This window comes from Kribbella sandramycini (genome assembly GCF_013131805.1).
In the GTDB taxonomy this organism is placed as follows: domain Bacteria; phylum Actinomycetota; class Actinomycetes; order Propionibacteriales; family Kribbellaceae; genus Kribbella; species Kribbella sandramycini.
Genome location: NZ_JABJRC010000001.1, coordinates 920897 through 941857, shown reverse-complemented (window position 1 = coordinate 941857; position 20961 = coordinate 920897). Strand labels below are relative to the sequence as shown.

The 20961-nt window shown below is 70.1% G+C and carries 15 protein-coding genes; 5 read left to right on the top strand and 10 right to left on the bottom strand.

From position 1 onward, the window contains the following. Window positions 1-36: 36 nt before the first annotated feature. On the top strand, window positions 37-969 hold the full coding sequence (locus HPO96_RS04090; protein WP_171671106.1) for an ATP-binding cassette domain-containing protein: 933 nt from the start codon (window positions 37-39) through the stop codon (window positions 967-969). After that, window positions 966-1709 carry an ABC transporter permease gene (locus HPO96_RS04085; RefSeq protein WP_171671104.1) on the top strand — a complete coding sequence of 248 codons (744 nt, stop codon included), beginning with the start codon at window positions 966-968 and terminating at the stop codon, window positions 1707-1709. Before HPO96_RS04090 ends, HPO96_RS04085 begins: the two co-directional genes overlap by 4 nt. Here the strand turns inward: HPO96_RS04085 and HPO96_RS04080 are convergent. From HPO96_RS04080 to HPO96_RS04065, 4 genes are all read right to left on the bottom strand, one after another. Beyond that, window positions 1693-4779 (bottom strand): BTAD domain-containing putative transcriptional regulator, encoded by a 3087-nt coding sequence (locus HPO96_RS04080; protein WP_171671102.1) that lies wholly within the window; start codon window positions 4777-4779, stop codon window positions 1693-1695. The genes HPO96_RS04085 and HPO96_RS04080 overlap by 17 nt on opposite strands. A gap of 15 nt (window positions 4780-4794) precedes the next feature. Next, window positions 4795-9273: a glycoside hydrolase family 2 TIM barrel-domain containing protein gene (locus HPO96_RS04075; protein ID WP_171671100.1), complete on the bottom strand. Its 4479-nt coding sequence runs from the start codon at window positions 9271-9273 to the stop codon at window positions 4795-4797. Between the two features lie 63 nt (window positions 9274-9336). Continuing rightward, on the bottom strand, window positions 9337-10350 hold the full coding sequence (locus HPO96_RS04070) for an acyltransferase domain-containing protein (RefSeq protein ID WP_171671098.1): 1014 nt from the start codon (window positions 10348-10350) through the stop codon (window positions 9337-9339). 48 nt (window positions 10351-10398) lie between these two features. Beyond that, entirely contained in the window at window positions 10399-13047 is a 2649-nt protein-coding gene (locus HPO96_RS04065; protein WP_171671096.1) for a helix-turn-helix transcriptional regulator, read from the bottom strand. A gap of 121 nt (window positions 13048-13168) precedes the next feature. Here HPO96_RS04065 and HPO96_RS04060 point away from each other — a divergent pair, with 121 nt between their 5' ends. Together HPO96_RS04060 and HPO96_RS04055 are read left to right on the top strand one after the other, a co-directional pair. After that, a complete protein-coding gene (locus HPO96_RS04060; RefSeq protein WP_171671095.1) occupies window positions 13169-14179 on the top strand; it encodes a medium chain dehydrogenase/reductase family protein in 1011 nt (336 codons plus the stop codon). Between the two features lie 14 nt (window positions 14180-14193). Continuing rightward, window positions 14194-14742 (top strand): ester cyclase, encoded by a 549-nt coding sequence (locus HPO96_RS04055; RefSeq protein WP_171671093.1) that lies wholly within the window; start codon window positions 14194-14196, stop codon window positions 14740-14742. On the opposite strand, the gene HPO96_RS04050 is transcribed toward HPO96_RS04055, so the two are convergent. Then, entirely contained in the window at window positions 14720-15121 is a 402-nt protein-coding gene (locus tag HPO96_RS04050; RefSeq protein WP_171671091.1) for a GNAT family N-acetyltransferase, read from the bottom strand. The two genes, HPO96_RS04055 and HPO96_RS04050, sit on opposite strands and share 23 nt — an antisense overlap. A gap of 65 nt (window positions 15122-15186) precedes the next feature. Beyond that, complete coding sequence (locus HPO96_RS04045) at window positions 15187-16290, bottom strand: NAD(P)/FAD-dependent oxidoreductase (protein ID WP_171671090.1); 1104 nt, start codon at window positions 16288-16290, stop codon at window positions 15187-15189. Between the two features lie 70 nt (window positions 16291-16360). Between HPO96_RS04045 and HPO96_RS04040 the strand changes: the two genes are divergently transcribed. Then, a complete protein-coding gene (locus HPO96_RS04040) occupies window positions 16361-16876 on the top strand; it encodes an NUDIX domain-containing protein (protein ID WP_171671088.1) in 516 nt (171 codons plus the stop codon). A gap of 92 nt (window positions 16877-16968) precedes the next feature. Here the strand turns inward: HPO96_RS04040 and HPO96_RS04035 are convergent, their stop codons facing one another. From HPO96_RS04035 to HPO96_RS04020, 4 genes are all read right to left on the bottom strand, one after another. Then, complete coding sequence (locus tag HPO96_RS04035) at window positions 16969-19029, bottom strand: PQQ-dependent sugar dehydrogenase (RefSeq protein ID WP_171671087.1); 2061 nt, start codon at window positions 19027-19029, stop codon at window positions 16969-16971. A 145-nt stretch (window positions 19030-19174) separates the two neighbouring features. Continuing rightward, window positions 19175-19993: a MauE/DoxX family redox-associated membrane protein gene (locus HPO96_RS04030; protein WP_171671085.1), complete on the bottom strand. Its 819-nt coding sequence runs from the start codon at window positions 19991-19993 to the stop codon at window positions 19175-19177. A 3-nt stretch (window positions 19994-19996) separates the two neighbouring features. Then, entirely contained in the window at window positions 19997-20599 is a 603-nt protein-coding gene (locus HPO96_RS04025) for a cell wall protein (RefSeq protein WP_171671084.1), read from the bottom strand. Window positions 20600-20610: 11 nt separating this feature from the next. Continuing rightward, window positions 20611-20919: a septal ring lytic transglycosylase RlpA family protein gene (locus HPO96_RS04020; protein WP_238354690.1), complete on the bottom strand. Its 309-nt coding sequence runs from the start codon at window positions 20917-20919 to the stop codon at window positions 20611-20613. Window positions 20920-20961: the final 42 nt, after the last annotated feature.

The following is a 20961-nucleotide window of genomic DNA, read 5'->3' as shown; positions in this document are numbered from 1 at the left end:
CAGGGCGGTGTCAGGGGGAGCGCGCACCTTGGGGGCATGACAGGTTCAGCGATTACCGCCTCCGGGCTCCGGAAGGCTTACCAGGACAAGGTCGTACTCGACGGGATCGACCTCGACGTGCCCGCGGGGACCATCTTTGCGCTGCTCGGCCCGAACGGCGCCGGCAAAACCACGACCGTGAACGTGCTCACCACGCTGACCAAGGCGGACGGCGGTGCCGTGCGGGTGGCCGGGTACGACGTCACGGCCGACGCCAAGGCGGTGCGGAAGTCGATCGGGGTCACCGGGCAGTTCGCGGCCGTCGACGAGCTGCTCACCGGCCGGGAGAACCTCCAGCTGATGGTCGACCTGAACCCGGCCGCCGACCCGGCGGTGATCGCCGGGCTGCTGGAGCGCTTCGAGCTCACCGAGGCGGCCGACCGGCAGGCCTCGACGTACTCCGGCGGCATGCGCCGCAAGCTCGACCTCGCGATGACGCTGGTCGGCAGCCCGAAGATCATCTTCCTCGACGAGCCGACCACCGGCCTGGACCCGCGCAGCCGGCGGACCATGTGGACGATCATCCGGGATCTGGTCGCCGAGGGCGTCACGATCCTGCTGACCACGCAGTACCTGGAGGAGGCCGACCAGCTCGCGCACCGGGTCGCCGTCCTGGACGGCGGCAGGATCGTTGCCGAGGGCACCCCGGACGAGCTGAAGCGCCGCATCCCCGGCACCCACGTCCGCTTCCGGTTCGGCAGCGCCGATGAGCTCGACACCGCCGTCCGCATTCTCGCCGGCGCGACCGCGGACGAGAGCGAGCTCGTCGTCCGCGTCCCCTGCGACGGCCGGACCAACTCGGTCCGCGCGCTGCTCGACAAGCTCGACGAGTGGGAGCTCGACGCCGAGGAGTTCTCCGTCCACACCCCTGATCTCGACGACGTCTTCCTGGCCCTGACGGGTCACACCACGGAGGTAACCGCGAAATGAAGTCCCATTCGATCGTGATGCTGCGCCGCAACCTCAAGCACATCGCCCGCAACCCGATGTCGGTCTTCAACGCGGTGCTGATGCCGATCGTCGTGATGCTGATGTTCGTCTACATGCTCGGCGACGCGTTCAGCGTCGGCGTCGACTACGTGGACTACGCGACGCCCGGCCTGCTCCTGCTGGCCGTCTGCTACGGCCTCGGCTCGGTGTCGCTCGCCGTGAACGCCGACAAGACCAAGGGCATCATCAATCGGTTCAAGGTGATGGACGTGCCGCCGAACGCCGTCCTGACCGGGCATGTGATCGCCAGTGTGCTGACCAACCTGATCGCGGTCGGCGCGATCATCGGAGTCGCGTTCCTGCTCGGGTTCGACCCGGCGGCGAGTTTCGCGCAGTGGCTCGCGGTGCTCGGCATCGTGTTGCTGCTCAGCGTCGCGACCAGCTGGATCACGGTCGCGCTCGGGCTGGTCGCGAAGACGCCGGAGACGGCCGGGCTGGTCGCGGTGCCGCTGATCATGCTGCCGTTCTTCAGCAGCGCGATCGTCCCGGCCGACAAGATGGGCCCGGGCGTCAAGCAGTTCGCCGAGTACCAGCCGTTCACCTCGATCATCGAGGCGCTGCGCGGCCTGCTGAACGGCGTACCGGCGGCCGGCGACCTGATCCCGGCGCTGGCCTGGTTGGTCGGCATCCTGCTGGTCGGCTACTTCTGGGCGTCGGCGACGTTCAAGAAGCAAGCGTGACGGCGGCCAGCTCCCGCCAGTCGGCCTCCGCTCCTGCCTGCGTCGCCTCGGTGAACCTCTGGTCGCCGAGGCGGCGCCGCGCCGTCTGCTCGATCCGATCGATGTCGGGCGCGGAGCGATCCCGCAGACCGCGGATCCGGTGGCTGGCCGCGAGCAGCCGGGCGGCTTGTGCGAAGTCCTCCTGCCGGACGGCGAGATCCGCGATCCCGACCAGGATCTGGGCGGCCATCAGCGGCGAGCGGTCGGCGACCGCCTCGAACACACCTGCGTAGTACCGCCGGGCCTGGTCCAGATCCCCGGTGAGATAGCCGAGCATGCTGTCGATCACGCCCTGCATCCCGGCCGCCCCGGCGGTCGTGGCTGCGTCGGCCGCCGCGATGTCGAGCTGGCGGCGCGCCTCGGCGGCATCACCGTTCCACCGCGCGAGCTCCGCCTTCGCGAGCGCCAGCTCGGCGCGTGCCTCCGGCCAGGCGACGACGCGCGCCACTCGCTCGGCCTCGGCGATCGCCGCCGAGCCGGCGGCTTGATCACCGGCCAGCCAGTAGAGCTGCGCCTGCCGCGACCGCATCCGCAGCAGATCCTCGATCGCGCCGACTTCGGTCACCACGTCGGCGGCCTGCTCGTAGTACTCCGCCGCGTTCACGAACTCACCGCGGACGGTGATCCGGTCCGCCAGCTCGCTCAACGCGAAGGCGATCCCCCACCGCTCGCCGACCGCGCGGAACTCGGCGACCGCCTGCTCCAGATAGGCATCTGCCGTCCGGCTGCCGTCGCCAAGCTGCCCGATTTGTTTGCCCAGCTGCAACCGCGCGAGCGCGCCGACCCACGGATCGTCATCGGTCAGCAACGATTCGAACGCCGGCAGGAAGGCATCCGGGTCGTGCAGCAAACCTTCGAGCGCCCCGGCGAACCGGACCGCGGGATGCGTACTCCGGACGCCGTGGCTCAGCTGGAAGAGCCGCTGGATCCACTCCGCCGCGTCGAACTGATCACCCCGCCCCGACGACATGAACCCGACCACGAACGACAACACGATCGCCTGGATCTCGTCGCTCACCTCGCCCGGTAACGCAGTCGCCGCCATCAGGAACTCACTGCCCTCGGCCCGATGCCCGGCCAGCCACCAGTACCAGCACGCTGCCGCGGCCAGCCGCATCGCGGGCTCCGCCTCCGCGGCCGCCAGCGCGCCGCGCATCGCCGCGGTCAGGTTGTCGTGCTCGGCCTCGACGATCGCCAGCCATTCCAGCTGCTCGCCGCGGCGTAGGTGCGGATCGGCGGTCTCGGCCAACTCGGTGAAGTAGGTCAGATGGGTACGCCGGGCCAACTCGGCCTCACCGGCTTCGGCGAGCCGCTGCTCGGCGTACTCCTTGACCATCCCGAGCATCCGGTACCGCGGTGCATCCTTGCCCTCAGCAACGACCAGCGACTTCTCGGTGAGGGCGGTCAGCAGTTCGAGGACGTCGATCGGGGCGTCGGCGCAGACCTGTTCGGCGGCCTCCAGACTCGCGCCGCCGGCGAACACCGACAGGCGGCGCAACACGGTTCGCTCGGGTTCGCTCAGCAGCTCCCAGCTCCAATCGATCACCGCCCGCAGCGTGCGGTGCCGCGGCAACGCCGTCCGGCTGCCACCGGTCAGCAGCCGGAAGAGATCGTCGAGCCGATGCGCGAGCTGATCGAGTGTCATCGTGCGCAGCCGGGCCGCGGCGAGCTCGATCGCCAGCGGCATCCCGTCCAGCGCGCGGCAGACCCTTGCCATCGTGGCCACGGTCTCCGCGTCGGTCCCGAGATCCTTGCGGACGGCGCTCGCCCGGTCGCGCAGCAGCTGGACGGCGGGTGACGACTCGATCACCGCCGGATCGGCGTCCGGGCCGGGGAGTGTCAGCGGGGTAACCGTCCAGAGCGCTTCGCCGGTGATCCCGAGCGGCTCCCGGCTGGTGGCCAGGATGCGCAGCCGCGGGCACTCGCCGAGCACGCGATGCGCGAACGCCGCGGCCGACTCGATCACGTGCTCGCAGTTGTCCAGAATGAGCAGCAGCTCGCGATCGCCGATCGCGGCGATGATCCGGTCGACCGATTCGGCGTCCGGGGCGCCGCCGAGCAGCGCGTCCCGATGGCCGAGCGCGGCGAGGGCGGCCGCGGCGACGTCGTCCGCGGGGCCGATCGCGGCGAGCTCGACGACGCGCGCGCCGTCCGGGAGCTTCGGGAGGAGCGTCCGCGCGGTCTCGGTGGCCAGCCGGGTCTTGCCCGAGCCGCCGGGGCCGATCAGCGTGGTGAGCCGGTGGCTCGTGACGAGTGTGCTGACGGCCGCGACATCGTCGTCCTTGCCGACGTAGGTGGTCAGCTCGGAACGCAGGTTGGTCTTCGCGCTCTCCTCGCGGCCGCCGACCTCACCGCGCAGGAGCGCGACGTGCAGCGCGGCGAGCTCAGCGGACGGGTCGACGCCCAACTCGTCGGCGAGCGTCTCGCGCGTGCGCTCGTAGACGAGTAGTGCCTCGGACTCGCGGCCGCTCGCGGCCAACGCTCGCAGCAGCGCCGCCACCAGCCGCTCCCGAACCGGGTGGGTGGCGACGAGGTCGGTCAGCTCGGTCACCAGCGGCGCACCGCGGCCGCGACTGATCTCGGCGTCGTACCAGTCCTCGGCCGCCGTCAGCCGTAGCCCTTCCAATCGGGTGACGGCGGCGTCGAAGGCGGCGCTCTCCTGCAGGCCGATCTCCTGCAGTGCCGCACCGCGCCACAGCTTCAGCGCCGCTCGTAGCTCGCCCTGCCCGACCAGCCGCTCGAACCGGACGGCGTCCACCTCGTCAGGCTCGACGTGCAGCCGGTAGCCCTCCGGCAGTCCCTCGACCGGCAGGACCTTTCGCAGCCGGGAAACCAACCGCTGCAAGGCGTTCGCCGCATCGGACGGCGGCTGCTCGCCCCAGATCCAGTCGACCAGCGTCGGCTTCGGGACGACGCGACCGGTCTCCAGAGCGAGTGCCGCCAACAGCCCGCGCAGGCGTGCACCGGGTACATCGACGGCGCTTCCGTCATCCGTACGGACTTCGAACGGCCCGAGTAACCCGATCTGCACGCACTGATCTTGCCATCACGGGGTGCAACTCAGCTTCGCGGCGGCCCAGTCGGCATGGTCGTGGGCATTCCCGTTGCCGGCGGAAGTGACCTTGAGCCGAAGCACCTTCACGCCGGAGACGTCCACGGCGACCGGAACCGCCTGGTCGTTCCCGGTCCGGACGCCGCTGCCGTACCGCCGCGTCCCGTCGGTGTAGACCTCGAACTCGACACTCCCGCCGCTGCCGACCTCGTCGTCGAGACCGACGTCCGCGCTGAACGACGTGCAGTGACCGCCCAGGTACAGCTCGACCGTGGACTCCGCATGCACGCCGAGCCCGGACGGGTACGTCGTCCCGCCGATCGTGATCGGCCCACCGTCGGCCTCGCCTTGTTCGCCGTTGCTCCGATCGCGCTCCACCGGCCCCCACCCGTTCTGCACGGTCAGGAAGTCCAGCGAGCTCACCTGGACCGCACCTCGTGGCGGCGTCGGCGCCCCGGTGAGTTGGGCCGTGGCGAAGGCCGTCGCCTGGCCCACTCGAACCTCTGCGGTGACTGGCCGGATGCCGCGGGGTGAGTCGGCGCTGCGGGTGATCTGAACGACCGCCACCACCGACTTACCCGCCGCGAGCGCGCTGATCGGCACCGTCCGCGGCTCAACCGTCCACCCTTGGGAGGTGGTGAGGGTCGCTGAACCGGCGGGAAGAGCCGTCCGGCAGGGGTTCGTCACCGTCAGTATCGAATCGACGGTCTCGTTGGGCTCGACCGTCTCCTTGCTCGGTGTCAGCGTGACGTCCGGCGTGCAGGCGACCTGGTCGTGCGGCCGACCGGCACGTACTTCGGACCGGCTGAGCGGCCGCAGCAGAACCGAGTAGGCGTACTCGCGATCGCCCTCGACCTGGTACTGCGGCAGCGTTTCGTGGAACGTCTCGCTGACGCCGGTGACCGCATGGCTGACGTGCAGCGTCGTACCGTCCTGGTTGCGTTTCAGCGCGTGCGGATAGACGGCGCGGTCGGCGTCGTCGTACTGATCGACGGCGACATTCAGATCGCCGGCCACCAGCAGACCGCCCGACTTGCCGTCCGTCAGCGTCGCCCAGCGGACGTCGCCGTGGTTGCCCTGCTCCTGTGGCTGCACATACGGGAAGTACTCGTCGGTGACTGTGGACGAATAGACCCCGATGGGGGTCGCCGCCTCCCGGTCGGGGTAGTTCTCGACCGGCCCGCGCCCGTAGTAGCTGAACTGCTGGAACTTGTCCGGCACCTTGAGCGAGAACCCGAGCCGCGGCAGATAGGGGACATTGCGCGCCTTGCCGAGCGGGTCGGCCCGATGCGAAACCCGGACTTCACCGTTCCCCGACACCGTGTAGACCATCGTCTGCCGGAACGACGAATCCGGGACGCCGGCCGCGGTGCTGCGGGCGGTCACTGTGACGGCGTCCGGCGACTGCTCGACGGCGAAGTCCTCGACGCTGGTGGTGAGGCGATCGAACCCGGCGTTGCGCCAGGTGCCCGCCTCGCCCCACATCTCGTTCGACAGCGGCGCGCGCCATACGTCCAGCTTCGGGCCGCGGTTCAGCAGTTCCTGCCCACGAACGCGCATCGAGTTGAGCGCGCCGGTCGCCTTGTCGAAGGTGTAGGTGAAATCGCGGCCTGAAACGACGGTGTTCGAACCGTCCTGCCGGACTTTGAGCTCTCCAGTGGGCTCTGGGGATGCCACACCGCGCAACTGCTTCCCGCCGACCGCGAACTGGCCGAGGGCAACCACATGCCCGGCCGGTGCCCAGTTGGTCGGCTTCGTCAGCACTGCTTGGACATTCAGCCACCGCTCCAAGCCGTCCGGGTTGGCAGGGAGCGCGGGCAACTGGACGGCGCTGGTCGTGCCCGCGGCCACGTTCAGGGGCTGCCGGCCCCTGGTCAGCGTGCGGCGGCCTTCGGTCACGGACCACCGCAGTTGCAGGTCGCTGGTGCCGGTGAAGGCTCGCTCGTTGGTGACGGTCAGGCGTCCGTCCGGCCGGGTGAAGCGGATCGGCGCGTGCACATGAGCCAGCTCGCGGGTCTCCGGCTGCAGCGTCCGATCGGCGTTCACCAGACCGTCTACGCCACCCGGTCCGGCGCCGTACGTCTCGTAGCGGCCCTTGTTCTCGATCTGGTCGAAGTCGAGCGCGAGGACGGCGGTCGTCTTCGGGTCGGCGGTGAGCTCGGCCTCGGTCAGCGCCCGGTGGTAGATCCGGACGTTGTCGAAGGTGCCGTGTGCCGGCCGGGTCGACGGGTTCTCTTGGGCATCCGGGTTGCGGCCGATGTTGAGCGGGTCGCTGGAGCCGGCGATCGTCCCGGACCACGCCGTCCGCCCGATCTCCTTGCCGTCGAGCAGCAGGCGCAGCGTCTGCCCGTCGAAGGTGCCGGTGACGCGATGCCAGTTGCCCCGCCAATCGGCTGGGACGGCGGCGCGCACGGAGTGCCAGTCGCCGTCGCCGTACACGAAGAACTCCAGGGTGTTCTGGTCGGCCATCTTCAGCGCGTACTGCCGGTTGCCTTTGGCAATCATCGTGAAGTCGCCGGTCCAGCTGTCCGGTTTGACCCAGGTGTCCAGGGTCAGGCCGTCCTGGACCTGGTCGAAGGCCCGATCGCGATACACCTCGACCCAGTCGTCGAGGCTGGAAAAGTACAGCCCGCTGCCCTGTTTGCCCTCGACCTGCTCGGGCAGCCCGGTCAGCCAGGCCATGATCTGGTTGCCGGAGGCATCCGGTGTGGTGCGCAGCGGCTGATAGAGGTTCTGGTCGGCCCAGTCCCAGATGAAGCCGCCCTGGACCACCGGGTTGCGCCGGACGACGTCCCAGAACTCGTTGAAATTGCCGAACCCGTTGCCGCTGGCATGGGCGTACTCGCCCATGATGATCGGCTTCTCGGTGATCCGCGCCATCGACTCCAGGCCTTCGGGGGAGGGATAGCGCGGGCCCCAGATATCGGCGAACGGCGCATCGCCGTCCGGGCCGTTCGACTGGTGGTAGAGTGGGCGGCTCGGGTCGTTCGCGGTGGCCCATTCGGCCATGGAGTAGTGCGCCTTGCCGAGGCCGGCCTCGTTACCGGTGTCCCAGAGGAACACGCTCGGGTGGTTCTTGTCCCGCTCGACCATGCCGACGAAGCGATCCATGAACGCCGTCTGCCACTCCGGCCGTTCGGCCAGGCAGTTGTTCGGGCAGCCGTCGTGATGGTGGGTCTCGATCTCGACCTCGTCGGCGATCCACAGCCCGCGGGTGTCGGCCAGGTCGTAGAAATGCGGGTCGCTCGGGTAGTGCGAAGTGCGGACGGCGTTGATGTTCAGCTGTTTCATCAGCGCGACGTCCTCGAGCATCCGGCCGGTGGTCGCGTGCCGGCCGGTCGCGGGGTCGGTCTCGGCGCGGTTCGTGCCCTTGATCAGGATGCGTTTGCCGTTGACCAGCAGCTGCTTGTCCTTGATCTCGATCGTCCGGAAGCCGGTCGGCTGGCTGGTGATGTGGGTGACGCGGCCGGCCGGGTCGAGGAGTTCGACCACGACCCGGTAGACGTTCGGCGTCTCGTCACTCCACTTGGCCGGCGCGGCGACCGGCGTACTGAGCAGCACTTTGCCGTCGGCAACTGTCCCGGTGCTGCTCGCGACCTTGCGCCCGGCCGGATCGTGCAGTGTCACCCGGGCCGAGTAGCCGGAGGCCGCGCCGGCGACCTCGAGTTCCGCGCCCAGTACACCGTCGCGGTACTGCGCGTCGAGCTTCGGCCGCAGCGTGACGTCCTGAACATGCACCTCTGGGGTCGAGTACATCCACACCGACCGGAAGATGCCCGCGAACCGCCATTGGTCGTAGTCCTCAAGATGGGAGCCGGCCGACCATCGGTGTACCTGCAGCGCGACCGTGTTCCGGCCAGGTTTGAGCAGCGGCGTGACGTCGAACTCTGCGGGCAGGTAGCCGCCCTGGTCGTAGCCGGCGTACTTGCCGTTGACCCAGACGAAGTACGCGCTCGTCACACCCTCGAAGCGGAGGAAGGTCCGGCGCTCGCGCCAGTCCTTCGGGACGTCGAAGTTGCGCACGTACGCCGCTGTCGGGTTCACATCCCGCGGCACCCGCGGCGGGTCGTCCGGCCACATCTCGGTCGGGATGTTCCGGAACATCGGGTGGTCCAGGCCGTCCGTCTGCCAGGTGTGCGGTACGTCGGCGGTCGGCCAGCCGCTGACGTCGTACCCCTCGGCGTGGAAGCCGGCCGGCACATCCTGCGGCCGATCGGCCATCCGGATCCGCCACTCGCCGTCGAGCGAACGCGTCCACGGGGTGTCCTTGCCGGCCCGGACGGCCTGGCGCGGATCGGCGTACGGGCGCAGCTCGGCGTGCGGCGGCTGCTGACCTTCGGCGACCAGCTCCGGATTTTCCAGATAGCTGTAGACATCCGGCGGCGGCGCGGCCGCCGGTGCCGGCGCCACCGACAGCAAAGCGAACATCGGCACGACGGCGAGCGTGGACAGGAGGGCACGGCGCAGCGACATGGTCGACCCCAGTTCGTGGGCGGAGGGAGCCAATCACCCAGGATCGAACACTACTGAACCGAATTACTCAAGGTGTCGGTGCGAATCCCGTCCGTAATCGGTCAGGAGGCCGGTGCGCAGGTGGAAGTGCCGGCCTGCGCTCAGGTGTCGCACGAACGCGCGCTGCAGGCTGGTCGCCTCGGGGATCGCGGCGAGGTCTGCCGCTGACAGCGCGCCGTCCGGCGGGTCGAGTTGGAGGGCGAGCCGCATGAGCTCGTGGTCGCCTTCGAATGCGGTGCTTGGCGGCAGGTGGGGGAGCAGCCGGAAGCGTTGCTGGAAGCGGACGATGTTGGACTCGGCCGGGAGGTGGTCGGCCAGTTGCGGATCGAGGAGCCAGGAGTGGCAGGTGAAGGCGTAGATCGGTTCGTCCGGATACCACTGCGGGAACAGGGCAGCGGCCGCGTCGATGGACTCGGCCGCGGCGGCGGCGTCGAGTGGGCCGGTGGGCGGGATGTGGATCGACAGCAGCCGGCCGGAGACGCCGTAGCCGAGCCCGAGTTCCGTTCGGGTGAAGTTGAGCCGGCCGATCTCGTAGTCCGCGCACCGGAAGCGCAACGGCGGCCCCCACAACGGCATCAGTCCGACACCCGGCCGGCCGTAGACCTCGCGGTGGCTGATCAGGATCCCGCCCAGGGCAACGATGGTTGCCTTGGTCACCTTTTCCGGGACGCCGCGCTGCGCGTGCGTGTCGAGCAATCTCGGGACGACGGACAGCAGCGCCCAGGCCCAGGCGAACATGCCGACCGCGGGTGAGTTCTCCGGGACGACCGGCCAGGACTTGAAGCCGGTCGGCGGCAGCGGCCGCTCCCAGTCGCGATCGAGACTCCCCGCGATCGCGGAGAGCACCGCCCACCACTCGGGGTGCTCGTCCGGATCCGGTCGCGCGGCAAGCATTGCTTGCTGATCGGCTTCGGCGACTCCGCAGTAGGTGAGCAGGTCGGTGGGATTGTCGGGTAGCTGGATACCGTCGGTCTGGGGGAACTCTTTCCAAGCCTGGGTTGGGAATTCGAGCCGCTCGGCTGCTTCGAGGAGGTCCATTCCCCGACCTCACCACGGGCCGGGCGGCCCATGCACGACTTCTGTGACTCAGATCACTTCACGAAGCTGCCGGCGGGAGGTGATGTCGAGTTTGCGGAAGATGTTGCGCAGATGGGTGTCGATCGTCCGCGGGCTCAAGAAGAGCGTCGCGGCGACCTCCTTGGACGTCGCGCCCCCGGCGACCTGAGTGGCGATCAGACGCTCCTGGGCGGTCAGTTGGTCGAGCGGGTTCGTCCCCTCCCGGCGGGGGCGCTGCCCGGTCGCGGACAGCTCGCGCGCGGCGCGTTCGGCGAAGGCCGCGGCGCCCATCGCCGTCAGGGATTCGTGTGCTGCTTGGAGTTCGACGCGGGCTTCCGCCCGGCGGCCGCCGCGGCGGAGCCATTCGCCGTACGCGAGCCGGGCCCGCGCATGCTGGGCCCGGACGTCGGTCTGCGCGAACAGGTCGATCGCCTCGCGGTAGTGCACCTCGGCAGCGGCCGGATCGATGAGCGCCTGGGCGAGGTGGTGTTGCGCGACGGCCCAGGGCGTGGGGTTGGTGCGGGCGAGTGCCTCGAGCTGTTCGACCGCGGGCGTCGCTTCGGCGGGTTGCCCGGCGCGTGCGGCGGCTTCGATGTACTCGGCGGCGAGGGGCCAGACGACGTACGAGCCGCGCTCCCGTTCGGCGTACGCGGTTCGGGCTGCTTCCAGCGCGGCGGTGTAGTCACCGAGGCCGTTGCGGAGGACGGCGGTCGCGTAAAGGGCGGCGACCAGCTCGTCGCGGCCGACGCGGTCGTGAATGGACGAGCGCAGCTGGTCGAAGTGCTCGGCGTTCCCGCGCCAGGCGGCGAGGATGACGTCGGCGAAGGCGAGGCTGACACTGCCGGCGGCTTCGTCGACCGCGTTGGCCTCGGCCAGCCCGGCCTCGGCTTCGGCGAAGCGGCCGAACATCGTCTTGCCGATCGCCTGGAACTTCAACGCCTGCGGGAGAATCGCGAGCGCGGACTGCCGGCGCGCCAGCTCGACCTGCCGGGCGGCGATCTCGTCGGTCGCCTCCGAGTCGTGCAGGTCGAGGGCCATCATGCAGGCGAGCTCCATCCACCACGGGTCGGCCAGGTCCGGCGTCCGGAAGGCGTCCACCGCCCGGCGCATCGCGGGGACGGCGTCCGCGACCGGCAGCATCGCTTGGTCGAGGAGGGCGTCCAGGAGCAGGTCTGACGGCCGCGGGTGGTCGCGCGGCGGGACCTGCGCGCGGATCCGGACGCCGAGTTGCCGCAACCGGCCGGGGAACCGGTCGATGAACATCGCCGACGAGAAGGCTTCGATATAGGTGCCGGTTGGGTCGTCAACCTCTCCAGCGGCCGCGACCAGAGCAGCGGTGGCCTCGGGACTGCGGGTCAGGTGGACGTCGATCTGCGCGGTCTGTAGCCGAGCCTCGGCGCGCTGCGCGGCGTCGAGTGGACGGCGGTCGGCTTCGGTGAGGAGCTCGCGGGCGCGGTCGAACGCGCCGAGCTTGAGCCGCAGCCGGGAGGCCGCGAGGAGACGGGTGGTCTGGTCGGCCGGTTCGGGGGTGAGGTCGGCGGCGCGCTCCAGGAAGGCCGCGGCGGAGGCGAAGTCGCCGCGGAGTTGGGTGCGCTCGGCGGCTCGGGTGAGCTCGGCTGCGACCTCCGCGTCGGTATCGATGACTGCGTGCGCGCGGTGCCAGGCGCGGCGGTCGGGGTCGATCTGGTCGTCGGTCGCGTCGGCGAGCGCGGCGTGCAGCGTACGACGGGTGCCGGGCGTCACGGCGTCGTACGCCGCGGCCCGGACGAGCGGATGGCGGAAGCGCAGTCGCGGGCCGAGGGTGAGTAGGCCGTCGTCCTCAGCCGCGGCGAGTGCGGCCGGGTTGAGGTCGAGTCGCTTGGCGGCGCGGCGGAGCAGGCCGAGGTCGCCGACCGGCTCGGCCGCGGCCAGGGCCAGTAGCTCTTGAGTTGCCGTTGGCAACCGGCGTACGCGGCGGGCGAACCCGGCTTGGAGCGCCTCGACGACGCCGGTGCGCGGTGCGTCGGGGAGGCCGGGCTCCGGGCCGAACTCGAGCAAGGCCAACGGGTTGCCGCGGGCCTCGGCGAGGATGCGGTCGAGGACGGCGGAGTCCAGCCCGGCGCGGCCCGTCGTCCGCAGCAGGGCCTGCGCGTCGTTCTCGTCCAGCCCGGTGAGCGGGAGCTGCGGCAGGTCGGGGAAGCCGGCGCCGTCGGGCCGGCCGGCCAGGATCATCGCGATCCCCTCGGCGGCGATCCGGCGGGCGACGAAGCCGAGCACCTGGCGGGTGCCGTCGTCGATCCACTGGAGGTCGTCGACGACGCAGCAGACCGGCTGGGGGAGTTCGTTGAGCAACCCGAGGACGGCGAGGCCGACGAGGAGTGGGCTCGGCGTCGTCCCGGCGGCCAGGCCGAAGACCGACTCGAGGGCCTGGCGCTGGACTTCGGGCAGGCCGGCCCGGGCCTCGATGACCGGGGCGCAGAGCTGATGGAGAGCGGCGTACGGGAGATCGCGCTCGAACTCGGTGCCGTCGGCGCGCAGGATCGTCCAGCCGGCCAGTTGGGCGGTGGCGGTCTCGATCAGCGTCGACTTGCCGATACCGGGCTCGCCGAGCACGACGATCGCGCCGCCGGCGCCGTCGGCGGCGCCCTGGGTGAGCGCCGCCAGGACCTGGAGCTCCTTCGCGCGGGCGACGAACTGCATACGGACGGTTCTCCTGCCTTCGCCTACCTAGGCGATCTACGTAATTCTCACCGACGCGCGCGGGGCGGCCCCGGCGGCATCGTTGACGACGTCAGCAAGACGCTCTCGAGGAGGCAAAAGGATGATCACCCAGGTCGAACTGCCGGGCATCGTCGAACCGGACGGGCTGCGGTTGCGGCAGACCGAGGTCCCGGAGCTCGGCGCCGGCCAGGCGCTGATCCGGATGGAGGCGACCGGGGTCTCGTTCGCCGAGCAGCAGATGCGCCGGGGCAAGTACTACGACCAGCCGCCGTTCCCGTTCGTGCCCGGGTACGACGTCGTCGGGGTGATCGAGGCGCTCGGCGCCGGGGACTCCGGGTTCGCGGTCGGGCAGCGGGTGGGCGCCGTCACCAAGATCGGCGGCTGGGCGGACCGGCTGGTGCTCGACACGGCCGACCTCGCGCTGGTGCCGGACGGCGTCGGCGCGGAGGAGACCGAGGCGGTGATCGTGAACGGCGTCACCGCGCGCCGGATGCTCGCGATCGCCAAGGTGGGCCGCGGCGACACGGTCGTCGTCCTCGGGGCGAACGGCGGGGTCGGCTCGCTGCTCGTTCAGCTCGCCCGGCATGCGGGCGCGCAGGTGATCGGCGTCGTCTCGAAGCGGCACTTCCCGTACGTCCGGGAGCTGGGCGCGCTGCCGATCGACCGGGCCAGTGACGTTGCCACTCAGGTCGCCACGCTGGCGCCGGAGGGTGTGAAGGCGGTCTTCGACCACGTCGGCGGCGCCGGGATCAACACCTCGTGGTCGATGCTCGGCCGCGGCGGGACGCTGGTCTCCTACGGGACCGCCGCGACCCGCGACCAGGCGGGGAATGCCCGGCTGCCTGTCCTCGCGCTGATCGGCAAGCTCGTGCTCTGGAACCTGCTGCCGAACGGCAAGTCGGCCACCTTCTTCAACCTTTGGGCCGGTCGCCGCCGCCTCGCCCAGCACCGCGCCGAACTGCGCGCCGACCTCGAAGCCGTCTTCGGCCAGCTCGCCGCCGGTGACATCACCGCCCGCATCGCCCGCGCCTTCCCGCTGGCCGACGTCGCCGACGCCGTCCGCTACGCCGAGTCCGGCTCCGCCGCCGGCAAGGTCGTCATCATCCCCTGAAAGGACCACCCGCCATGTCCCGCAGCACCCGCCTGCTCGCCGCCCTCACCCTCACCGCCGGCGCCGCCCTGGCCGCCGCCCCCGCCATCGCCACCCCGGACGGAACTTCGATGTCTCAACCCGGTCGCCACACCCCACGCATCGTCCAGCAATGGGCGAACGCCTGGAACACCGCCGACCCCGTTGCCATGAGCAAACTCTTCGCCCGCGACGGCACCTACACAGACCACGCCTTCCAGGCCTCCTTCACCGGCCCCGCCGGCGCCAGGCAATGGGGCGAGATCACCCGCCGCGCCATCAGCCCGCTCAAAGTCACCATCCACGACACCATCGTCGACGGCGACCGCATCGCCATCACCTGGACCTTCTCCGGCACCTTCACCACCCACCACCCCTTCGCCCCCTACAACCCCGCCGGCAAATCCTTCGCCGTCCCCGCCACCACCATCCTCACCCTCCACCACCACCGCCTCACCTCAGCCGCCGACTACTACAACCTCGCCGACCTCCTCCGCCAACTAAACCTCCCCGCCGGCCCCTTCACCCCACCCTCAGCCCCCTGAAAAGCCACGGTCCGGTGCAGTCGCTGAAACCGGACCGGCGATAGAACCGGGCGGCTCCGGCATCGACAGCGGAGACGAACACCACCTCGGCGTCCAGCTCCAGCAGCCATCGCTCGCACTCGGCGACCAGCGCGCGGCCGACTCCAGCCCCTCGGGCCGCCTCGTCGACGACCAGCTCCTCGAGGACGCCGTACGCGCTCAGCCCGTAATCCACGAAGGTGACCACCGCCAGCCCGACGACGGGTTCACCCGCGACGAACGTCCGGGCCTCCTGCCGGACTCGCGGCAGGCTCCCCGGGTCGAGCGCCTCCGGGTGCAGCTGACGCAGCAGTCGCGCCAGCTGCGAGCGATCTGCTTCGGTTGCGACGCGCACGGTCATACCGGCCTCCGATCAGGTGAGCTTCGAGTTCACCTTCAGCGCGCCGGAGCGGTCAACCGAGTTCGTCAGCTGAAGCGGGCGAGGACAGGGTTGCGCATGGTGTAGAGGGCGCCGCGGACTATGCGTTCTTTGTAGTACGCGGCGAGGTGGCCGGTTAGGACGGTGGTGCGGGGGGAGTCGTTGGGGTGGACGAACTGGATCAGGGCGTCGTGGCGGCCGAGGCTGATGCACTGGTTGAAGTAGCGGAAGCGGAGGGCGCGGGGCTCGCGGCCGGCCAGGCGGTCGGCGACGGCGCGGGCCGCGTGGCCGGCCATCGGGATGCCGGTTGCGCACGACATTCGCAGTTCCTCGGTGCTCTTGGGGCGGACGACGGCGGCGTCGCCGACCGCGGTCACGTCGGGATGCGAGACCGAACGCAGCGCGGGGTCGACGATGATTCGGCCGCGCTCGTCGACGGCGAAGCCGGCCTTGCGGGCGATCTCCGGGACTTCGAACCCGGTCGTCCACACGACGACATCGGCGTCCACGTGATCGCCGTCCGCGAGTTGCAGGCCGGTGCTGTCGACCGCCGCGACCCGGGCGTTCTCGACCGTCGTGATGCCGAGCCGGTCGAAGACCTTGTGCAGGTGCCGGCGTCCGCGTTCGGAGACGGCGGCGCCGAGCTCGCCCGCGGTCACCAGCTGAATCGGGCGGCCCGGAAAGGTCTCGGCGAGCTCGGTCACCGCCTCCAGTCCGGTCAGCCCGCTGCCGACGACCGCGATCGAACCCGGCCCCTGCAACCGCGCGGACAGCTCTCGCGCACTGTCCACATCCGCCACGGTGTACGCGTACTCGCGAACCCCAGGCACCGAATCCAGGTCGGCCCGGCTCCCCAGCGCATAGATCAGCACGTCGTACGCCAGCTCGCCACTCGTCAACCCGACCACACGCCGCTCGGCATCGACGTGCTCGACCCGATCCAGCACGAACTCGACCCCGGACCCCTTCAGCAACTCGGCGATCGGCCGCTCCGCCAGCACCTTCCCCGACGCCAGCTCATGCATCCGAACCCGCTCGACGAACGCCCCGCGCGCATTCACCAACGTCACCTGCGCCGTCGTCCGCCGCGCCGCCGACTGCGCCGCCACCATCCCGGAATACCCGGCCCCCAGCACCACGATCTGTGTCATCCCATGTCCTTTCGTCCCCCTCCGGACACGCGCCGACTTCCGGTCTGTGACATGACGTCAGACTGGGCGGGTGGATCGACAGGACGATTTGAATGCGGACGGGCCGCCGGAGCCGGAGTTTCATGCGGGGGTGGCGGGGCGGTTGCCGCGGAAGCGGGTTTCAGGCGGGGCGTTGATCCGGGATCGGGACGGGCGGATCTTGTTCATCGAGCCGTCGTACAAGCCGATGCTGGACATTCCCGGCGGGATTGCGGAGGCGGACGAGTCGCCGTACGACGCGTGCCGGCGGGAGGTGCTGGAGGAGGTCGGGCTTGAGCTGGCGATCGGGCCGATGTTGGTGGCCGACTGGGATCCCGCGCGCGGGGTGTGGCACGACGCGCTCGCGTTCGTGTTCGACGGCGGCGTATTGCGCGGGGACGAGGAGCTGGTGTTGCAGGCGGGGGAGGTGCGGACGGCGGTGTTTCTGACGCTGGACGAAGCGCGGCCGCAGCTGAAGCCGTCGATGTATCGCCGGCTCGGGCTGGCGCTGCAGGCCTTGGAGACCGGCGTGCCGCAGTACTCGGATTTCGGCCGGCCGCGTCCGTAAGGACAGGACGTAGTCGTCTACGTAGACCGCCCGGCACGCTCAGGGTCGGGCGTGCCGGGCGGTTTCGGAGGGACTACCTCCTGTCGTTACTGTCAGCCGAACCGGAGGCGGACGATCACGTTGTCGAGCGTGTTCGGGCTGCCGCCGTTGCGGTCGCCGTTGGTGGAGGTCAGCCAGAGGCCTCCGTCGGGCGTCTTGGTGACGCTGCGCAGGCGGCCCCAGCGGCCGGAGAAGACCGCTTGCGGGTTGCCGACGCCGTTCCCGGCGGAGTTGATCTGGGTGACCCACAACTGCGAGCCGGTGACGCCGGCGATGTAGATCCAGTCGTTGACGATCTCGATCCCGCTCGGGCCGGCCTGCGCCGTCGACCAGGTGCGCTTCGGCGCGATGAAGCCGCCGCAGCTGCCGATGGTGCCCTCACAGGACGGCCAGCCGTAGTTGCCGCCCTTCTGGATCAGGTTGAGCTCGTCCTGGCTGTTCTCACCGAACTCCGAGGCCCACAGCTGACCGCGGGAGTCCCAGGCCAGGCCCTGCGGGTTGCGGTGGCCGCGGCTCCAGACGTAGCGGGCGTTGCCGCCGCTGCTGAAGAACGGGTTGTCACTCGGCGCGGTGCCGTCCGGGTTCATCCGCAGGATCTTGCCGTTCAGCGAGCCGTTGTTCTGCGCGTTCCCGGTGTTCTGCGCGTCCCCGACCGACGCGTACAGCTTGCCGTCCGGGCCGAAGCCGATCCGGCCGCCGTTGTGGAAGCGGTTCTTGGTCAGCCCGGTGAGCACCGGCGACGAGGTGGTGGCCAGGACACCGTTCTCCAGCTTCATCCGCACGACGCGGTTGTCGTTGGCGGCCGTGTGGTAGAAGTACACCCAGTTGTCGGTGGCGAAGTTCGGCGAGACGGCGATGCCCAGCAGGCCGCCTTCACCGGTGGTCGTCACCGCGCCCGGGACCTTGCCCAGCGTCGTCTTCGCACCCGTCGAGGTCACCCGGACCACTTCGAACCGGTCCCGCTCGGTGACGAGGGCCGAGCCGTCCGGCAGGAACGCGACGCTCCAGCCGAGGTCTACCTTGGCGATGTCCCGATCGAACGCCGGGATCCCGCCGGAGCCGGACGTCGACGTCCGCACGGTCAAGGCGTTGCTCGCCGCGGACTCGTTGTTGTTCGGATCGCGCGCCTTCACCGTGAAGGTGTAGCTGGTGTTCGCGGCCAGCCCGGTCACCGTCGTGGTCAGCGAGCCGGTCGAGGCGACCTTGGTCGCGCCCTGGTAGACGTCGTACCCGGCGATGCTGCCGCTGTTGTCAGTGGATGCGTTCCAGGCCAGCGAGACGCTGTTGACCGTCACGGACGTCGAGCGCAGGTTGCCCGGCGCCGTCGGCGGCTGGGTGTCGTTGCTCGGCGGGGTCGTGAAGGCGACCACATTGCTCTGCTGGGACGCGTTGCCCGCGGCATCGTAGGCGCCGACCGAGATGTCGTACTGCGTGTTAGCGGTCAAGGTGTCCACAGTCGCGGACAGCGTGTTCGCGTCGACGACCTTCAGCACGTTACCGCCGCGGTTGATCTCGTAGCGGGTGACGCCGACGTCGTCACTGGCCGCGCTCCAGGTGAAGGTGGCGGCATTCGAGCGGATGTTGCTGACCACCAGGTTGCTCGGCGGGGACGGCGGGTTGGTGTCGTTCGTGGTCGGATTGACGGTCAGCCGGTCCGCGTTCGGGCCGCCGTCGGCGGTGGTCGCGCGGGCGCGGATCTTGTTGACTCCGGCAACGAGTTGGAGGCGGACGGTCTTGGTCTGCCAGGTGGTCCAGGCGCCGGTGCCGGGATAGGTGATCCCGACGGCGCCGGCCTGGCCGTTCACCGTCCAGTCCAGCGGCCGGTTGGCCGCCGTCCCGTTGGCGTAGCGCAGCGTCACGTCGGCGGGGCCGGCCGGGGCGCTGACGGTCCATTCGACATAGCTGCCGACGAGGTTGTCGTAGTTGACGAAGCCGGTGCCGGTGAAGCCGGCATGGTTGGATTCGACCACTCCCTGGGAGATGGTCGCGTCCTCGGCCTGGTAGTCGGTCGGGGCGGCGGTGGCGGACGGCGGAGCGGCGGCGACCAGCGCGAGGGCTGCGGCCAGAGCCGTCGCAGCCGACACGGCGGCACGCCGGAGCGAGCGAGGTGTCATCAGTTCTCCTGGGTTCCGGGGCGGAGGAGCTGCAGGGGAAACCACACATCGTTAGGAAGGCTTCCTAACGATGTGTGGTGATGACACCACCTTCTGTCGAGGGCTGTCAACAGGAGGGAAGGCGCTTTCCGAATGGCTGGTGCGATCAGGCCGGTAGTGCGACGGGCCGGTACAGCGTTTGACCGGAATCGTCGTCGACGACGGCGACGCGGACGGCGTCCCCGGTGTGCGGTACGGCGAAGACGGCGGTCGCCGGGCGGCCGTCGTACTTGGCGGTGTAGCTGACGTACCGCCAGTCCTCGTCGTCCCAGTAGTCGCGGATATCGGAACGCAGCAGTCCGGTCACCGCGCGGTAGGCCGGGCTGTGCATCAGGCGGCGCTGGGTCGCCGCGAGTGGGGTGCCGGTGGATTTCGCGCCGGCGAGGGGGTGGCTGAGGCGAACCCGGAGCCGCCGGAGCGGCAGCAGCCAATAGCGATCCAGCTCGGCCGAAAGGACGACGTACGCGGCGGCCTCCAGGAGGAGGGCGAGTGTCGCCGGGCCGGCCGACCACCAGCCTTCGGTTGTGGTCAGGGTGGCCAAGGACGTTGCTAGGAGCAACGATGCGCGCGCGATCGCGCGATAGCCGACCGGTTTGGCGGCGGCGCCCGTACAGCCGCAGGAGGCCTCCGGGACGACGAGTTTGGCGTAGATCAGGTAGCCGGTGAAACCCACGAACAGGGCCGCGGCTGCCAGTGGCTTCAGGATCGACACCGGTGGGAGGAGCAGGGCGAGCGCGAGGACGACCTCGATCCCGCCGACTGTCCGATAGACCGGCGCGGCGCGCTGCTCGCCGACCAGCCGTGGCAATGCGGTCTTCTTCGCCTGCTCGGCGACGTCCGGGCCGATCAGTTTGCCGGACGCCGACCAGAGCAGGATCAGGCCGATCAGCAACGGCTGGGCGGCCGCGAGTTGCTGCCAGGCCATCGGTCAGCCGGCCGCGTAGATCGTCGCGATGTCGATCTCGTTGGTCCCCGGCCGCCAGGCGCCGATCACCTGGACGTGCCGGCCGACCTTGAGCAGCGTCAGGTCCGATACCGCGGGGGTGCCGTTGTAGACGGCCGCGGTGATCCCCGGCTGGACGTGGCCGACGACCTTCTGGCCGTGGTGGTCGAGATTGAGACTCGATCGGCCGATCGAGTTCACCATCACGTCCAGGTTGACGATGTTGAGCCAGACCGACTCGGCGGCCAGGACGCCGTCCGGCAGTTTGACGCCGCGGGCGTACAGGCCGTCACCGATCCTGGCCTCGTCGATCGTGGTCGGCCGGAGCTTCCAGATACTGGTCACTCCGGTGAGCTGGATCTTGTGCAGCCGGCCGTCGGATCCCTGTACCTGCAGGAGATCCTTGTTCCGGCCGGTGATCAGCCCTTCGGCGAAGTTCGGGTCCGGCTGACCCGCGACCGCGAACGGCTGGTCAGCGGCGAACGCCGCCTCCGGCGCCAGCGATCCCATCGCGCTGGCAGCCACCAGCCCGGTCGCACCCAGCGCGGCGCGCGTGAGCAGAGCGCGGCGATCCATGGTCGTAGTCATCTCTGCTCACCTCATCCCACGTCGATGCCGGCCGGAATGAGACCCGCGCTCAGGCTCGCGATCCGCGTGAACGCGGCCGGCGTCAGGTCCATCACGCGGTTGGACGCGCACGTCCCACCGCAACAAGCGCGCTCCCCGCAGAACGAGCGCGTCCGCGGCCCGCAGTCCGCGATCGACGTCACCACCCGTGCGCCGTTGCACAGGTTCGTCGTCGCATGCCGGAACCCGCACGTCCGCCGGGAAACCCCGGTGACCCCGCAGTTGTCCGGCCGGGTGATCGCGTAACAAGCGTCCGACGTGTTCGTCCACGCATGTTGCATGTTCCCCGAATGACACGTCCCGCAAGCACCGGTCCCGGTACT

What these genes read in the sequence shown, in the direction of transcription:
- HPO96_RS04035 (WP_171671087.1), bottom strand. Translation starts at nt 19,029, where the DNA reads ATGACACCTCGCTCGCTCCGGCGTGCCGCCGTGTCGGCTGCGACGGCT.
- HPO96_RS04090 (WP_171671106.1), top strand. Translation starts at nt 37, where the DNA reads ATGACAGGTTCAGCGATTACCGCCTCCGGGCTCCGGAAGGCTTACCAG.
- HPO96_RS04085 (WP_171671104.1), top strand. Translation starts at nt 966, where the DNA reads ATGAAGTCCCATTCGATCGTGATGCTGCGCCGCAACCTCAAGCACATC.
- HPO96_RS04070 (WP_171671098.1), bottom strand. Translation starts at nt 10,350, where the DNA reads ATGGACCTCCTCGAAGCAGCCGAGCGGCTCGAATTCCCAACCCAGGCT.
- HPO96_RS04055 (WP_171671093.1), top strand. Translation starts at nt 14,194, where the DNA reads ATGTCCCGCAGCACCCGCCTGCTCGCCGCCCTCACCCTCACCGCCGGC.
- HPO96_RS04075 (WP_171671100.1), bottom strand. Translation starts at nt 9,273, where the DNA reads ATGTCGCTGCGCCGTGCCCTCCTGTCCACGCTCGCCGTCGTGCCGATG.
- HPO96_RS04065 (WP_171671096.1), bottom strand. Translation starts at nt 13,047, where the DNA reads ATGCAGTTCGTCGCCCGCGCGAAGGAGCTCCAGGTCCTGGCGGCGCTC.
- HPO96_RS04045 (WP_171671090.1), bottom strand. Translation starts at nt 16,290, where the DNA reads ATGACACAGATCGTGGTGCTGGGGGCCGGGTATTCCGGGATGGTGGCG.
- HPO96_RS04030 (WP_171671085.1), bottom strand. Translation starts at nt 19,993, where the DNA reads ATGGCCTGGCAGCAACTCGCGGCCGCCCAGCCGTTGCTGATCGGCCTG.
- HPO96_RS04050 (WP_171671091.1), bottom strand. Translation starts at nt 15,121, where the DNA reads ATGACCGTGCGCGTCGCAACCGAAGCAGATCGCTCGCAGCTGGCGCGA.
- HPO96_RS04025 (WP_171671084.1), bottom strand. Translation starts at nt 20,599, where the DNA reads ATGACTACGACCATGGATCGCCGCGCTCTGCTCACGCGCGCCGCGCTG.
- HPO96_RS04020 (WP_238354690.1), bottom strand. Translation starts at nt 20,919, where the DNA reads ATGCAACATGCGTGGACGAACACGTCGGACGCTTGTTACGCGATCACC.
- HPO96_RS04060 (WP_171671095.1), top strand. Translation starts at nt 13,169, where the DNA reads ATGATCACCCAGGTCGAACTGCCGGGCATCGTCGAACCGGACGGGCTG.